This is a genomic window from Caulobacter sp. GW821-FHT09H08, assembly GCF_059415885.1.
In genome coordinates this window covers 346243-360354 of sequence record NZ_JBWKOC010000001.1, presented here as the reverse complement: position 1 = coordinate 360354, position 14112 = coordinate 346243, and the positions used below count along the sequence as shown (strand labels likewise).

Sequence of the window (14112 nt, the reverse complement as noted above, 5' to 3'; positions counted from 1 at the left end):
CTTACGCATACTCCCGGAAGTCGCGGTCGTCCTCGTCCGGACCGCCGGTCGACAGGTCCAGGGCGAAGCCACGCGCGCGGCTCTGTTGTTGGGCCACGGCGTTCGGCTTGCGCGCGGCCGGAGCCTTGGCGGCGGCCTTGGCCGGCTTGCGGGCGGCCGGGCGGATCGCCGCGACCTTGCGCGAATTGCCGTCCTCGATGCGGAAGTAGGCGATCGAGGCCTGCAGTTCCTCGGCCTGGGCGGCCAGCTCTTCCGAGGTCGCCGACATCTTGTCGGAGGCGTCGGCGTTCTGCTGGGTGACCTTGTCCAGCTGCTGCAGGGCTTCGTTGATCTGCGAGGTGCCGATGTCCTGCTCGCGGCAGGCGGCGCTGATCTCGGCGACCAGTTCGGCGGTCTTGCGGATGTCCGGCACCAGGCTGGTCAGCATGTCGCCGGCCGATTGGGCGGCCTTGACAGTTTCCGACGACACCGCGCCGATCTCGGCGGCGGCGGTCTGGCTGCGTTCGGCCAGCTTGCGCACTTCCGAGGCGACAACCGCGAAGCCCTTGCCGTGCTCGCCCGCGCGGGCGGCTTCGACAGCGGCGTTCAGGGCCAGCAGGTCGGTCTGGCGCGCGATCTCCTGCACGATGGTGATCTTCTCGGCGATGGTCTGCATGGCCTCGACGGCGCGCTTGACCGCCTGGCCGCTGACCTCGGCGTCAGCCGACGACTGGCGGGCGATCTTCTCGGTCTGGGCGGCGTTCTCGGCGTTCTGCTTGATGTTGGCGGCCATCTCTTCCATCGAGGCCGAGGCCTCTTCGGCCGAAGCGGCCTGCTCGGTGGCGCCTTGGCTGACCTGCTCCGAGGCCGCCGACAGTTCCTGGCTGCCCGCCGAGACGTTCTGCGAGGCCGAGATGGCGTCGGCCACCACGCCGCGCAGGCGATCGACCATGCGCTCCAGGGCCATGCCCAGGGTGTCCTTGTCCGACAGCGGCTGCGGCTGGACCGTCAGGTCGCCGTCGGCCACGCGATCCGCCAGGGCGGCGGTCTCGCGCAGGTTGGCGGCCATGGTGTTGAAGTTGTCGATCAGGTCCTTGATCTCGTCGTTGGTCTTGATCTCGACGTTCTGATCCAGGTCACCGATCGCGACGGCCTGGGCCATGCCGATGGCGCTCTTCAAGCCACGGGCGATGCTCAGCGAGATCCAGACGCCGGCGGCGGCCGAGATCACCAGGATCAGGGCGGCGGCGGTCATCAGCAGCAGACGGGCGCCGGTGTATTGCTTGTCGGTGTCGGTGTCGGTCTGCTTGACCGCGTCATCGGCGGCCTTGGTCATGGCGTTGATCGAGTCGACGACCTTGCCGTATTGCACGCGCACCTCACCCATCGACAGGGCGGCGGCCTTCACGTTGCTGTCGGGGGTGTTGATCTTGGCCAGGCTGCGCAGTTCGTCCTGCGAGGCCATGTATTCCGGCCAGACCTCGTCGATCTTGCGCAGTTCGTCGGCCATCTGCGGCGTGGCGATCTTGGCCAGTTCACGACGTTCCTCGACGACCCGGGCGCGGTGCATCAGCACCTTGGCGTCGTATTCCTCGACCTTCTTGGCGTCGGTGGTGAGGATCAGGTTCTTTTCGTTGCGCAGCATGGCGTTGACGTCGTCGACCATGTTGTTGGCCACGCGCGCCTGGGCCACGGGCCCGTTCATCAGGTGGGTGATCGACGTGTTCAGCGACGACAGCTGAGCGATGCCCAGGCCGGCCATCACCGTGGCGAGCAGAGTGACCAGACCGAAGGCCAGGCCGAGTTTGAGCTTGATCGTGAAGCGCATGAGCTTGCTCCGGGGCCCTTAGGACTGAGCCGTGGTCTGGGAAGAGGTTTGAGAGGAGGTCCGGCCGCGCGCGGCGAAGATGCGCGTAAGGTCGGGTACGATGATCAGGTCGTCCGAACGCTTGGCCAGGCAGCGGATGAAATCCTGGCGCCAGCGCATGCCGACGCGAGGCGGCAGTTCGGTGTCGGCGTAGTCGATGGTGGTGACCTCGTGGACCTTGTCGGCGCGCAGACCGATCAGCGTCGGCTGGTCGCTGACGTCGAACTCGATCACCACGATGCGGCTGTGGGTCGTGGTCGCGGCCCGCTCCAGCCCGAAGGCCAGGCGCAGGTCGACCAGCGGGATTACACGGCCGCGGAAGTTGATGACCGCGCCCGCGAAGGCCGGCGCGCCGGGCACGTCGGTCTCGGGCTGCAGGTCCAGCACCTCGCGGACCAGGCCGGCTTCCAGGCCGAAGGTCTCGCCGTGCAGGTCGAAGGTCAGGGCCTCGATGGCCCCATCCTGACTGGAATTGGTCTGTTCGAAGCTCATCAGCTGGCCGCCTGGAACTGTTCGTCGAGGCGCTGACCGGCCGCGACGAGGTTGGTGACCTCGAGGATCAGGGCCACGCCGCCGTCGCCCAGGATGGTCGCGCCCGAGAACGTCTCGAGATCGGCGTGGAAGGCGCAGAGCGATTTGATGACCGTCTGGTGGTCGCCGATGATCTGGTCGACGGCCAGGCCGACGCGGCCTTGGGCGGTCGAGACCACCACCACCTTCTGGTACGGATCGGGCTGGCCGGAGACGCTGAACAGCTCGCGCAGGCGGACGAAGGGCGTGATCTGGCCGCGCAGGGTCAGGAAGTTGCGCCCCGTGGAGCGCTGGTCCTGCTCGGCGGTCAGCTCGACGCATTCCTCGACGGCGGCCAGCGGGATCACGTAGCGGCCATTGCCGACGCGGACGAGCAGGCCGTCGATGATGGCCAGGGTCAGCGGGATGCGCAGGGCGATCTGCGAGCCCAGGCCCGGCATCGACGACATCTCGATCGAGCCGCCCAGGCCTTCGATGGCGCTCTTGACCACATCCATGCCGACGCCGCGACCCGACAGGTTGGTCACCTGGCCGGCGGTCGAGAAGCCCGGACGGAAGATCAGGTGCAGCAGTTCCTGATCGCTCAGGACCTGGCCGGCGGTGATCAGGCCGTTCTCCTCGGCCTTGGCCCGGACGCGGGCGCGGTCCACGCCCCGACCGTCGTCGGAGATGGTGATGATCACCTCGGCGCCGGCCTGGCGGGCCGACAGGTTGATCGTGCCGGTGTCGGACTTGCCGGCGGCGAGGCGCTGTTCGGGCGTCTCCAGGCCGTGGTCGGCGGCGTTGCGGATCAGGTGGACCAGCGGATCGGCGAGGCGCTCGATCACGGTCTTGTCCAGCTCGGTCGTCTCACCGTCGGTGGTGAAGGCGATGGTCTTGCCGGTGTCGCGCGCCAGGTCGTGGACCAGGCGGCGGAAGCGACCGAACAGCTGGATGATCGGCACCATGCGCACGACCATCATGATCTCGCGCAGTTCCGAGGCCAGCTGCTCGATCTCTTCCGAGACCGACAGCAGGTGGACGTCGCTGCTGGAGAGGGCGACCTGCTTCAGGCGCGACTGGGCGATGACCAGCTCGCCGACGCGGTCCATCAGCTCGTCCAGGCGATCGGCCGGGACGCGGATCATTTCCGAGGCGCGGCTGCGGCCTTCCGTCTGCGGAGCATCGTTGGCCGGCTTGGGCGGTTCGATCGCGGCGACGGCGGTTCCCACAACCGCCGCCTCCGCGACCTCGTCGAGCTGGGGAGCCGCGACGATCTCGGAGATATCCAGCGTCATGTCGTCGATGACGAAGATGAAGACGTCCTCTATGGCCGAGCGCGGCTTGTCGGTGGTGACGACCACGTCCCACGAAAGGCGGCAGTCCGTCGGAACCAGGTCCTCGAGCGCCGGGATGGCGTCGGTGATCGCGGTGACCTCGCAGTCGCCGAGGTCGCGCAGCTCATCCAGCAGCGGCAGCGGACGGCCGCCATTGACGAAGGTCTCGGGCGGCAGCGAGAAGCGCACGCGCCAGGTCTTGGTCGCCGGGGCCGCGGGCGGCGGAGCCGAACCCGCGCCCTCGACGGCGCGCTGCAGGTCTTCCAGCAGGGCGGCCTCGACACCGGGCTCGAAAGCCTCGCCCTCGGCAAGGGTGCGCATGTGATCGCGGGCGGCCAGCACGGCATGGACCAGCGCCGGCGAGGCGGCGACCTCGCCCTTCCGCACGCGGTCGAACGCCGTCTCGCAGTGATGGGTGAAGCCGGCCAGGGCGTCGAAGCCGAACATCGAGCCCGAACCCTTCAGGGTGTGCAGGCTGCGGAACACCGCATCGATCAGCTCGCGATCGTCCAGGCGCTCGGCCAGGGTCAACAGGTCCAGCTCGACCTGCTCCAGCAGATCCCGAGCCTCAAGCCTGAAAGTGGCGACGGGATCCAGGCCGCTCACCGGGCGAGGACCTTCTTGACGACCGTGATCAGCTGGTCGGGGTTGAACGGCTTGGTCAGCCAGCCCGTGGCCCCCGCCGCCTTGGCCTGGGCCTTGATGTCGGCGTCGGACTCGGTGGTCAGGAAGATGATCGGCACGCCCGCGTGCTTGGGCTTGGCCCGCAGCGTACGGATCATGGTCAGACCGTCCATGATCGGCATGTTCAGGTCGGTGATGATCAGCTGGAAGTCGCCGGCGTCGGCCTGGGTCACGCCCGCCTGGCCGTGCTCGGCCTCGGTCACGGCGTAGCCTTCGCCGGTCAGGGCGATCTTGATCGCCTGTCGCAGGCTGGCCGAGTCGTCCACCGTCAGGATCGAGGCGCTCATGGGGTCACCGTGTCTTGAAGCCAAAAGGCGGCGCGGTCAGGCGCGCCAAGGAAGCCGCCGCGCTCGAGCACGACGCGCGTCGGACCGGAGGCCGGCGCGGAAAGGGTGAGGGAACGGCCGCGTCGGACAGCCGACGTTCGAGCCGCTTCCAGGAGCTGCACGAGGGTCAGATCGGCGTCCGTGACGCCTTCCAGATCGACCACGATCGGCAGGTCCTGCTCGAAGGCCACCAAGACCTTCTCGTGCGCTTCAGTGATCGCAGGGAGCGACAAATTGCCGCACAGCGCCACACAGAAGTTGTCGCCTTGTGGTGTCGCCATATCGCGCGCCACTTCCATCAATCTGTTTTTGATCGCCGCCCCCGATGGCGCGATTTCCGCAACCCGTAACGCCGTTTTTTCACGCGAATATTTGAGCGACGCGTGATGAAGACTGAACACAGCCATTAGGCGTAAGGAGCGTGAATTTTCCCTTAATTATGAGAATCCCTGAGAAGTTCTCACTGCGACTGAGAATCGCACCACTATGATGGAGCTCATCCCTGTGGCTGCTCAGTACGAAGCGGCCCTAGAGCCCGACCGGTGGTCGGGCTCCAGATTCAAGTTGGGAGCGCGTTTGGCCGGCGAAACCGCCGACACTTTCGCCTAACGCGCTCTATGACCAGTCGACGGCGAGTGAGGGCGACGTCGACGTGCGTAAGCGACCTGCGGAGATGGAACGTGCCTGTCGCCCTTAAACTCCAGACGGCCCGCTGACCGATGCGGCAACGGCTGTCCAGCGGCGCCGGCCTCGCGGTCCGGAAGCTGAGGCTCGCCAAGGGCCTGACCCTCGCCGAATTGAGCGAGCGCTCTGGCGTGCCGCTGTCCAGCCTGTCGAAGCTGGAGCTGGGCCAAGTCTCGCTGACCTATGACAAGCTGATGCGCCTGTGCCGCTCGCTGGAGGTCGATCTCGAGCAGGTCGTGCGCCACGAAGCCGAAGCCGCCCCCGCCCCCAGCGGCCGCCGCGTCGTCACCCGCGCCGGCGAAGGCCAGGCCGTGCGCGTCGGTCCGCACCTGGGAACCGTGACGGCGGCCGAGCTGCTGGCCAAACCGTTCGCTCCGGCGATTCTCAACATCACCGCCCGCTCATTGACCGAGCACGGGCCGTTCGTGCGCTTGTCGGGCGAGGTCTATCTGCTGGCCCTGGAAGGTTCGGCGGTGTTGCACGCCGAGAGCTACTCGCCGCTGACACTGAACCCCGGCGACGGCGTCTATTTCGACGCTCGCGCGCCGCACGCCCTGCTGGCCCAGGGCAAGAAGGCCAAGGTGCTGCTGGTCGCCCCGCCCGGCGATCCGACGCTCGAAAGCTAGCTGGCGGCCGGCTTCAGGAGGAACACGAAGCCGTCGGCTTCTTCCTCCGGCAGGCTGACCTCGACATCCCACAGTTCGGTCGCGCCGAAGCGGCGGGCCAGGCGGCGACGGCGACGGCTGATCACGTCACCTGCCGCCTTGGGCGTGGCGTGGCTGAGCGCGTCGCGGTCGCCGGGCTCGAACAGGTCCCAGACCGACGCGCCCTCCATCTCGTCGGGATCGAAATCCAGCTCGGCGCAGGCCGGCGAGGTGAAGACCACGACCCCCTCGCGATCGGTGCGCAGCACCAGGGCGCGGGTGTGGTCGGACAACAGCGAGGCTCGCATCTCGTTGACCAGCACCTGGCTCCAGGCCGAGCGCGCGTCGATCAGCGACAGGCGCAGCGCGTCCACGCCCCGGGCGATGCGGCCCATGTCGTGGCGGTCGTCCAGGTAGGGTGTCGCGCCGCTGGTGTCGTTCTCGGTCAGGCGATCGATCTGGGCGACCAGCTGGGTGATCCGCCGCCCCAGGCCGCGCGCCATGCTGACCGCCAGCCAGACGCCCAGGATCACGCTGCCACCCACGAGCAGGAGGCCCAGCATGACCTTCTGCAGCATGGCGTCCCGGCGCTGGGCCAGCAGGCCGGAGAGGTCGCGGGCGGTGTCTTCCCACAGGCCGGGCGCGGCCTGCGCCATCACGTTCGCCGGCGCGGTGCTCAGCTGGTCCAGCTTGCCGGCGCGCGCCTTCAGGACGTCCTTCAGCTTGCCGCCCGGCAGACCGGCGGCGGCTTGCGAAAGGTTCAGCGAGGCTCGGTGAGCGATCCGCGCGCGCTCGACGGAATCCTCGCGGTAGCCGAGCGCCAGGATCACCAGGTCAGAGGTGACCGCGTCGGCCAGATGATAGGTCTCGGAATAGGGATCGAGGATCACGGTGGAGCTCACCGAGGCGATCCGCTCGATCACGGCGCGCTCGCCGTTGCCGGCTTCGGCGCGCACGTCCGGCCAGATCGCGCGCAACGCCGCCACGTCCTGGATCTCACGACCCAGGAAGGCGAAGTCCGACCGCGTGCGTTCAGCCTGGAACAGTAGAAGCAGGAAAAGAGGCGCCAGGAAGAACGCGCAGAGGATTGCGATGCGAGCCCTGAAGTTCATCTTCTTTAGGAGCGAAAGGGGCACGTGAAAGGTCCGCCAAGTTCGCCCGCTACAAAGCCTGCCGCAAGTTCTTATCGAACCCGCGATCATGCCCCCCAGCACGGCCTGTGCCGGGGCAGTATCAAACCTGACGCGCGCAGGGCGTTGTGGCGTTTTGACGCACGTGTGTCGGCGTCCTGACTCGCCGTCGGGTCGCAAGCCTAGTCCAGCGGCTCGGCCCCCACCGGAACCGTCAGCCCGACCTTGGTCCGCTCCATCACCACCGAGGTGCGGAAGCGCCGGACATTGCCGTTCTCGAAGAACAGGCGATGGGTCAGGGCCTCGAAATCGGCCATGTCCCTGGCCACGCAGACCAGGGCGAAGTCGCTCTCGCCGGTGACGTAATAGGCCTGCTGGACCTGCGGCTCGTCACGGATCGCCGCGCGGAAGGCGGCCAGCTGTTCGCGGCGTTCGCGCTCCAGCTCGACCATGATGATGAAGGTCATCGGCACACCGACCGCCGCCGGGCTGAGCACGGCAGCCTCGCGCTCGATCACGCCGTTGCTGCGCAGCCGCTTCAGCCGCCGCTGCACCGAGGCGACCGAGAGGCCGCAGGCGTGGGCCAGGGCGTCGACGCCCTGGGTGGCGTCGGTCTGCAGGGCTTCCAGCAGGATACGGTCGGCATTGTCGAGGCCGGCGGACGACATGATCGATTTCACTCATCTGGTGGCGTAATTTCGGGAAACTTAGTCATTCGAGGCGCACTCGGCGAGACAAATGGCGCGCTCGATTTGGCTAGGCTGAGCCCATGACGCTCACCTTCGCTCCCGATCCCGCCCGGCCGCTACGCACCCTGCGGGGCCTGCCGAGCTTCGCCGCCACGCCGCTGCGCGACCTCGACCTGCCCAACGGTCCGACCGTGCTGCTCAAGGACGAGCGCGCCCGCATGGGCCTGTCTTCCTTCAAGGCCGTAGGCGGCATTCACGCCGTCGCCGTGCTGCTGGAAGAGCTCCGCCGCGAGACGCCCAACGCCGCGCCAACCTTCGTCTGCGCCAGCGCCGGCAACCACGGCTACGCCGTCGCCGAGGGCGCGAAGCTGTTCGGAGTGAAAGCGCGGGTCTTCCTGCCCCGTTCGACGCCCGCGCCGCTCGTCCATCGCCTGGAGGCCGTCGGCGCCGAGGTGGTGGTTCGCGACGGCCGCTATGACGACATCTTGCTGGACGCCAAGGCCGACGCCGCCGCGACCGGCGCGATCCTGCTGTCCGACGGCGGCACGCCCGACCACCTCCGACCGCCGGCCTTGGTCATGGAGGGCTACACGATCATCGCCGAGGAACTGCGGGCGGTGTTCGAGGTCTCGGGCCGCTGGCCGACGCATATCTTCCTGCAAGCCGGCGTCGGCGGGCTGGCCGGCGCCATCGCCCACATGGTCCGCGAGACCTGGCGCGCGCAGCCCATCCTGATCGTCGTTGAGCCGGACGCCGCGCGATGCCTGGCCGCCAGCGCCGAGGCGGGTCGCCCCGTCCGCGTCGAGGGGCCGGACTCGATCATGGGCCGCCTCGACTGCAAGGCGCCGTCGATCCTGGCTCACGCCATCCTGGCGCGCTGCGACGTCGCCTACGCCGCCGTCAGCGACGCGGCCGCCCGCACCGCCGCCGACCACCTGGCCTTCGCGGGCCTGGCCACCACGCCTTCGGGCGCGGCGGGCTTCGCCGCGCTGATGGCCGCCGATCTCCCGGCCGATTCCCGGCCGCTGATCTTCCTGACCGAAAGCCCTCTAGCTGAAGGATTTGTGGCGTGAAGCTGCTCTACCAGACCCATTCGCCCTACGCCCGCAAGGCCCTGGTCTTCGCCCATGAGGCGGGCCTGGCCGACCGCATCGAGGTCATCCATCACGAGACCAGCCCCACCCTGCGCAACGAAGCCGTCCATGCCCTGAACCCGCTGGGCAAGGTTCCGGTGCTGATCACCGATACCGGCGAGGCGATCTTCGATTCCCGGGTGATCTGCGAGTATCTCGACAGCGTGCGCGATGGCCCGCCACTGATCCCAACCGATCCGGCCGAGCGGATCGCCGCCCTGCGCTTGCAGGCGGTGGCCGACGGTCTGTCGGACGCCGGGATCCTGGTTCGCTGGGAGACCGTGCGGCGTCCGCCGGCGCTGCGCTATCCACCGCTGGCCGAGGGTCACCTGGCCAAGGTCGCGTCGGGCTGCGCCTTCCTGGAGCGCGAATTCCGGCCGCGCAAGACGCCGGGCCTGGCGGAAATCGCCATCGCCACGGCGCTCTCCTGGATCGCGTTCCGCGAGGTCTACGACGTCCGTTCCGCCTGCCCGATCCTGGCCGCCTGGCTGGAGGCGTTCGAGGGGCGTCCGTCGATGCTGGCCACCACCTTGGAGGGCGAAACCGTCGATGCTTGAAACAAACCCGCCTTGAGCCCGTCACGCTTTGGCGCGAGGATGACCATGGCGGGCGCCACCAGGAGTACGAAGATGATGCGCACCATGATCGCTTCGGCCGCTTTGCTGGCCATCCTCGCCGCCGGCCCGGCCCTGGCCGAAGCCAAGGGCAAGCCCGACCGCTCGTCCTGTTTCCTCGTCTCGTCGATCAACGGCTGGACCCCGGTCGACGACAGGACCGTGGACGTGACGATCACGCCCAAGAACGTCTGGCGCCTGACCCTGTTCGCGGCCTCGCCCAACATCGACTGGACCCTGCGGATCGGCATCGATACGCGCGGCCAGTCCTGGCTGTGCTCGGGACGGACCTTGGGCGCGGAGATCTTCGTGCCCGGCGACATCGGCATGCGCCGCTATCCGATCACCGACGTCCGCAGGCTGACCCCGGAAGAGCTGGCCGCGACCAAGGACAGCAAGAAGAAGTCCTAGTCCGGTTGCCGGCCGTCGGTTCGCCCTCTAGGCTCGCCTCAATCTTGGGGTGAGCAGCTGATGACGACTTACGAAGCGGTGAGCGGTTCCTTCGATTTCGGCCGCGTGGTCCAGCGCACGTTCAAGATCATCGGCGACAACTTCGCGCTGTTCGCCCTGGGCGGCCTGATCCTGGTCACCGGGCCGGTCTTCTTCGGCAGCCTGGCCGCCCTCGGGGCGCGACAGGCCGGCCAGCTTTTCCCGCTCGCCACGTTCGTGGGCGTCATCGCGTCCAGCATCGGCACGCTCTTCATGCAGGGCGCCATGACCTATGCCGTGCTCCAGCGCCTTGGCGGCCGGCAAGCCTCGCTGGGCAAGATCGCCAGCGTGGGGCTGAGGTTCTTCCTCCCGCTGCTGGGCTTGGCGATCGTCCAGGGCATCGGCACGCTCATCGGCTATATGCTGCTGTTCGTGCCCGGGATCATCCTGGGTGTCGTCTGGTGCGTCAGCGCGCCCTCCATGGTCATCGAGGAACGGGGCATCTTCGAAGCCCTGCAGCGCAGCCGCGACCTGACGCGAGGCCATCGCTGGGCGATCTTCGGCCTGTTCGTCGTCTACTTCATCCTCAGCATCATCCTGGGCATGGTCATCGGCGGCGTCGGCGCCGCCGCGGGTTTCAGCGCGGTGGGAGGCCTGGGCGCGACCAAGGTTACGGACTTCACTCCGGTGCTGGTCGTCTCGACCTTCATTTCCTCGCTGGTCAATGGCGCGCAGAGCATGCTGATCGCCGCCGGCGTGGCCTCGATCTACTACGAACTGCGGGCCACCAAGGAAGGCGTCTCGCCGGACCACCTGGCGTCGGTCTTCGACTGAGGCCGCGCCCTAGACGTCGTGCTTGTCGCGACGTCGGACCCCCATAAGCAGCCGCGACTCCAGTCGCCTGCGCAGCGCCGCATAGTAGGCGCTGAGGAAGTCGTAGTCGTCGTCGTTCGGCGCGCGGGTCCAGCCGATCTTGCCGGCGATCCGCTCGGCCACCACGCGCACGGTCCTGCGGTCGCGCTGGCGCAGGACGTCCTCCAACACGTGCAGCTCCTTGGCCCCGTAGGCGTCCATCTGCTCCAGGGTGAAGGCGTAGCGCGACAGCCGCTCGGCCCCGTCGTCGGCCATGTCGCGGATCAGGCTCCGCTTGGGCGTGCGCACCACCCAGGTGCCGCCGACCAGGTCGCCCACCCGCAGGCGGTCGGCGTTGAACAGCGGGAACAGCACGAAGATCGCCGCCCAGGTGAAGCCCAGCAGGTACATCCAGCTCTCGACGCCGCCATCGCCGGTCGGGGCGAACAGGATGGCGATCGGCAGGAAGACCTCCAGCTCGCGCATGGCGTTGCGGGCGAAGATGGCGCCGGGCCGCAGCCGCCCGCCGTCGCGCATGGCCACCCGCAGGCCCATGATCCGCTTGCCCGGCGTCGCGGCGGCGGCCGAGAGCTCGAAGCCGATGAAGTAGAAGTTGCGCAGCACGAAGAAGCCCAGCAGCCAGATCACCGCCATGATCTCGGCCCCGTTCGCGCCGATGGCCCGGACGGCGCCCATGCCCATGAACACGACCACCAGCGAGACGACGATCAGCGTCCCGATGATGATCGCCGCGTCCAGCATGAAGGCCCCGGCGCGCTGCCCAGCATCGCCCAGCTCCAGGCGCAGATCGACGCCCTCCGGGGTGATGAAGGCGCGGGTCATCTTGGCCTCGCCGGAGACCTTGACCTTGGTTTTGGTCGTATCCTGGGCGGAAGCCTTAGCCATCGCGGCGGGCTCCTTCGACGCCGCGCGGACGCGGGCCGTAGAAGTAGAGACCCCACATCACGGCCGTCACCGCCGCCACCGCGTAGCGCGCCGGCGTCAGGGTGATCAGCTGGCGGCCGAAGCCTTCCAGCAGACCGGCCAGGAACAGCATCACCACCACGCCGCCCATCACGGTCGCGGCGTGACGTCCGGCCTCGGCGATGGCGTCCAGGCGTCGTCGCTCGCCGGGGAAGGCCACCGCCCAGCCGACGCGCAGCCCCGCCGCTCCCGCCAGGGCCACGGCGAACAACTCGGTCACGCCGTGGATCAGCAGCCAGCCGCCGGCCTCGACGCCCAGCCCCCGGCTGACGAACAGGGTGACGAACACCCCCAGGGTCGCGCCGTTGTAGAACATCAGCCCCGCCGTCGGCAGGCACAGGGCGAACCCCAGGGCGAAGGCCATCAGGGCGACCTGGGCGTTGTGGGTGAACAGGAAGGTCGCGAAGACCGTCAGCCCCTGCTTGTCCCCGCCGAACAGTGTGTCGCGCAGCAACTCGGTCGAGGCTGTCGGGTCGCGCCCCCCCGTCATGGCCTTGGGCATGAAGGCGTAGAACCAGTCGGCCTCCTGCAGCATCAGCCACGAGGCGATCAGCGCCCCGACCGCCATGAAGGCGACGCTGACCAGGGTCTCGCGCCACAACCCCTTTACCGCCCGCGGCCAGGTCTCGCTGAAGAAGGTCGTCAGCTGACCGCGCAACGTCTCGCGCGAGCCGTAGACGAAGAAGTACGAGCGGGCGCAGAGCGTCTCCAGATAGTCGACCAGAGCCCGATCCAGCGAGGTGGCCCGCGCCACCGACAGCGCCGACAGCGCCGAGCGATACAGCACCGGCGCGGCCAGCAGGTCCTCGTCCGAGAGGTCGGCGATCGAGCCCTTCTCGACCTTGCCGATCAGGCGCTCCAGCCGCCGCCAGTCGGCCTCGCGCTCCTGGCGGAAGCGCTGGCTCTTCAGGCGCGGGTCAACCTTCACATCGATCACAAGAGGTCCCTCCGCTTGAGGTCGACATAGGCGTTGATCAGGGCGGGCCCGATGGCGGCGGCCGGGGCCTCGATGACGTGGGCGCCCAAGCGGCGCAGGCGGGCGATGACCGTGTCGCGCTCGCGCAGCAGGCTGGCGGCGACCACCGCGCGGGAGACATCTGCGGCCTCGTCCGGATCGGTCGCGACCATGCCTTCCAGCTCCTCGTCCTGCATGACGACGAACAGAACGAGGTGCCGCTCCAGCAGCCGCGCCGAGGCCTCGATCATCAGCTCGGCGGCGGTGGCGTCGGTGAAGTCGGTGAACACCACCACCAACGACCGGCGCCCCAGCTTGGTCGCCAGGGTGGTCAGGGCCAGGGTGTAGTTGGTCTCCGCGGCCGAGTAGTCGATCTTGCCGGCCGCGTGCTGCAGCTGGCGGAAGGCGTCGGCGCCGGCCACCACGCCGGTCAGCAGGCGCGGGGCGCTGTCGAAGGCGAAGAAACCCGCCCGGTCGCCGGACCTCAGGCAGGCATAGGCCAGGAGCAGGCCGGCATTGATCGCCCGGTCGATGCGGGGCGCGCCGCCGACGGGCTCGCACATGGCCCGGCCGCAATCCATGGCCATGACGACGTGGTGGTTGCGCTCGGTGCGGAACTCCTTGGCCAGCAGGTGCTGGTGGCGGGCCGACTGCTTCCAGTCGATGGCCCGGCGGTCCATGCCGGCGCTGAACTCCTTCAGGGCCTCGAACTCCGAGCCCTCGCCCCTGTCGATCTGGCTCTTGGCGCCGATCATGGCGTCGCGGTCCAGCATCTTCACGGCGTCTTCGCGGACGCCCCGCAGGTCGGTCCCGACGGGCGCGTCGATGTCGAGGTCGAACAGCTTCTGCTTCCAGACGAGACCCAGCGGGCCGGTCCAGCGGACCCACAGCCTGTGCAACTTGCCCTCGCCGCGCCGCTCCGGCGTCAAAGAGAAGGCGAAGGTCCCCACCCGCGCCTCGATCTCGGCCCCGACCACGGTGTGGGCCACGCCCAGGCGCGCATCGGCCTCCAGCGCTGCCTCGGCCAGGGCCGGGGCGCGGCCGTCGAACCGCGCCGTGAACGCCGCCTCGGCCGGGCGCGCCACCGACAGGAACGGCCGCTCCGGCGCGTCCAGCGCCAGCTTGGTCCGCGAGCCGCCGGACAGGGCGTCAGCCGTCATGGCCAGCAGCATCAGGCCGATCCAAGCCGGACCCGACAGCCAGCCCGCCGGCGTCATGACGCCAACCAGCAACGCCACCGGAAGTCCGATGGCGGCGGCGATCACGGCGCGGCGCGTGGGGTAGATCACGTGAGA

The 14112-nt window shown here is 68.7% G+C and carries 14 protein-coding genes and 2 pseudogenes; 5 read left to right on the top strand and 11 right to left on the bottom strand.

Going from position 1 to position 14112, the window contains the following annotated elements:
• Position 1: 1 nt before the first annotated feature.
• The 6 genes and pseudogenes from AC07NN_RS01810 to AC07NN_RS01785 all read right to left on the bottom strand — a co-directional run.
• Positions 2-1204, bottom strand: a pseudogene (locus tag AC07NN_RS01810) (methyl-accepting chemotaxis protein); the annotation flags it as partial.
• Positions 1205-1267: 63 nt separating this feature from the next.
• Positions 1268-1807, bottom strand: a pseudogene (locus tag AC07NN_RS01805) (MCP four helix bundle domain-containing protein); the annotation flags it as partial.
• Between the two features lie 18 nt (positions 1808-1825).
• Positions 1826-2338, bottom strand: coding sequence for a chemotaxis protein CheW (locus tag AC07NN_RS01800; RefSeq protein ID WP_494637435.1), 513 nt, complete (start codon positions 2336-2338; stop codon positions 1826-1828).
• On the bottom strand, positions 2338-4299 hold the full coding sequence (locus tag AC07NN_RS01795; RefSeq protein WP_494637434.1) for a chemotaxis protein CheA: 1962 nt from the start codon (positions 4297-4299) through the stop codon (positions 2338-2340). Before AC07NN_RS01795 ends, AC07NN_RS01800 begins: the two co-directional genes overlap by 1 nt.
• Positions 4296-4664, bottom strand: a complete 369-nt coding sequence (locus AC07NN_RS01790) for a response regulator (RefSeq protein ID WP_494637433.1) — start codon at positions 4662-4664, stop codon at positions 4296-4298. The genes AC07NN_RS01795 and AC07NN_RS01790 overlap by 4 nt, the downstream gene beginning before the upstream one ends.
• Positions 4661-5110, bottom strand: a complete 450-nt coding sequence (locus AC07NN_RS01785) for an STAS domain-containing protein (RefSeq protein WP_494637432.1) — start codon at positions 5108-5110, stop codon at positions 4661-4663. The genes AC07NN_RS01790 and AC07NN_RS01785 overlap by 4 nt, the downstream gene beginning before the upstream one ends.
• Positions 5111-5422: 312 nt before the next feature.
• On the opposite strand from AC07NN_RS01785, the gene AC07NN_RS01780 reads away from it, so the two are divergent.
• Complete coding sequence (locus tag AC07NN_RS01780; protein WP_494637431.1) at positions 5423-6013, top strand: helix-turn-helix domain-containing protein; 591 nt, start codon at positions 5423-5425, stop codon at positions 6011-6013.
• Here the strand turns inward: AC07NN_RS01780 and AC07NN_RS01775 are convergent.
• On the bottom strand, positions 6010-7167 hold the full coding sequence (locus AC07NN_RS01775) for a PAS domain-containing protein (RefSeq protein WP_494637430.1): 1158 nt from the start codon (positions 7165-7167) through the stop codon (positions 6010-6012). The two genes, AC07NN_RS01780 and AC07NN_RS01775, sit on opposite strands and share 4 nt — an antisense overlap.
• A 176-nt stretch (positions 7168-7343) precedes the next feature.
• Positions 7344-7829: an Lrp/AsnC family transcriptional regulator gene (locus AC07NN_RS01770; RefSeq protein ID WP_494637429.1), complete on the bottom strand. Its 486-nt coding sequence runs from the start codon at positions 7827-7829 to the stop codon at positions 7344-7346.
• Between the two features lie 101 nt (positions 7830-7930).
• On the opposite strand from AC07NN_RS01770, the gene AC07NN_RS01765 reads away from it, so the two are divergent.
• From AC07NN_RS01765 to AC07NN_RS01750, 4 genes are all read left to right on the top strand, one after another.
• Positions 7931-8923, top strand: a complete 993-nt coding sequence (locus AC07NN_RS01765) for a pyridoxal-phosphate dependent enzyme (protein WP_494637428.1) — start codon at positions 7931-7933, stop codon at positions 8921-8923.
• Positions 8920-9540: a glutathione S-transferase family protein gene (locus tag AC07NN_RS01760; protein WP_494637427.1), complete on the top strand. Its 621-nt coding sequence runs from the start codon at positions 8920-8922 to the stop codon at positions 9538-9540. The genes AC07NN_RS01765 and AC07NN_RS01760 overlap by 4 nt, the downstream gene beginning before the upstream one ends.
• Positions 9541-9612: 72 nt before the next feature.
• Positions 9613-10008, top strand: a complete 396-nt coding sequence (locus tag AC07NN_RS01755; protein ID WP_494637426.1) for a DUF6491 family protein — start codon at positions 9613-9615, stop codon at positions 10006-10008.
• A 60-nt stretch (positions 10009-10068) separates the two neighbouring features.
• A complete protein-coding gene (locus AC07NN_RS01750; RefSeq protein ID WP_494637425.1) occupies positions 10069-10860 on the top strand; it encodes a DUF7847 domain-containing protein in 792 nt (263 codons plus the stop codon).
• 9 nt (positions 10861-10869) lie between these two features.
• Here AC07NN_RS01750 and AC07NN_RS01745 read toward each other — a convergent pair whose 3' ends face one another.
• From AC07NN_RS01745 to AC07NN_RS01735, 3 genes are read right to left on the bottom strand one after another with little or no spacing between them, the layout of a single operon-like run.
• Positions 10870-11784 (bottom strand): RDD family protein, encoded by a 915-nt coding sequence (locus tag AC07NN_RS01745; RefSeq protein ID WP_494637424.1) that lies wholly within the window; start codon positions 11782-11784, stop codon positions 10870-10872.
• The gene (locus tag AC07NN_RS01740; protein ID WP_494637423.1) at positions 11777-12799 is read right to left on the bottom strand and encodes a stage II sporulation protein M; all 1023 of its coding nucleotides are present in this window, start codon (positions 12797-12799) and stop codon (positions 11777-11779) included. The genes AC07NN_RS01745 and AC07NN_RS01740 overlap by 8 nt, the downstream gene beginning before the upstream one ends.
• Positions 12796-14106, bottom strand: coding sequence for a DUF58 domain-containing protein (locus AC07NN_RS01735; RefSeq protein WP_494637422.1), 1311 nt, complete (start codon positions 14104-14106; stop codon positions 12796-12798). The genes AC07NN_RS01740 and AC07NN_RS01735 overlap by 4 nt, the downstream gene beginning before the upstream one ends.
• Positions 14107-14112 lie beyond the last annotated feature (6 nt).

Coding starts and splice junctions, on each gene's coding strand:
- AC07NN_RS01800 (WP_494637435.1), bottom strand. CDS start 2,338: ATGAGCTTCGAACAGACCAATTCCAGTCAGGATGGGGCCATCGAGGCC.
- AC07NN_RS01790 (WP_494637433.1), bottom strand. CDS start 4,664: ATGAGCGCCTCGATCCTGACGGTGGACGACTCGGCCAGCCTGCGACAG.
- AC07NN_RS01785 (WP_494637432.1), bottom strand. CDS start 5,110: ATGGCTGTGTTCAGTCTTCATCACGCGTCGCTCAAATATTCGCGTGAA.
- AC07NN_RS01780 (WP_494637431.1), top strand. CDS start 5,423: ATGCGGCAACGGCTGTCCAGCGGCGCCGGCCTCGCGGTCCGGAAGCTG.
- AC07NN_RS01770 (WP_494637429.1), bottom strand. CDS start 7,829: ATGTCGTCCGCCGGCCTCGACAATGCCGACCGTATCCTGCTGGAAGCC.
- AC07NN_RS01765 (WP_494637428.1), top strand. CDS start 7,931: ATGACGCTCACCTTCGCTCCCGATCCCGCCCGGCCGCTACGCACCCTG.
- AC07NN_RS01755 (WP_494637426.1), top strand. CDS start 9,613: ATGATGCGCACCATGATCGCTTCGGCCGCTTTGCTGGCCATCCTCGCC.
- AC07NN_RS01750 (WP_494637425.1), top strand. CDS start 10,069: ATGACGACTTACGAAGCGGTGAGCGGTTCCTTCGATTTCGGCCGCGTG.
- AC07NN_RS01745 (WP_494637424.1), bottom strand. CDS start 11,784: ATGGCTAAGGCTTCCGCCCAGGATACGACCAAAACCAAGGTCAAGGTC.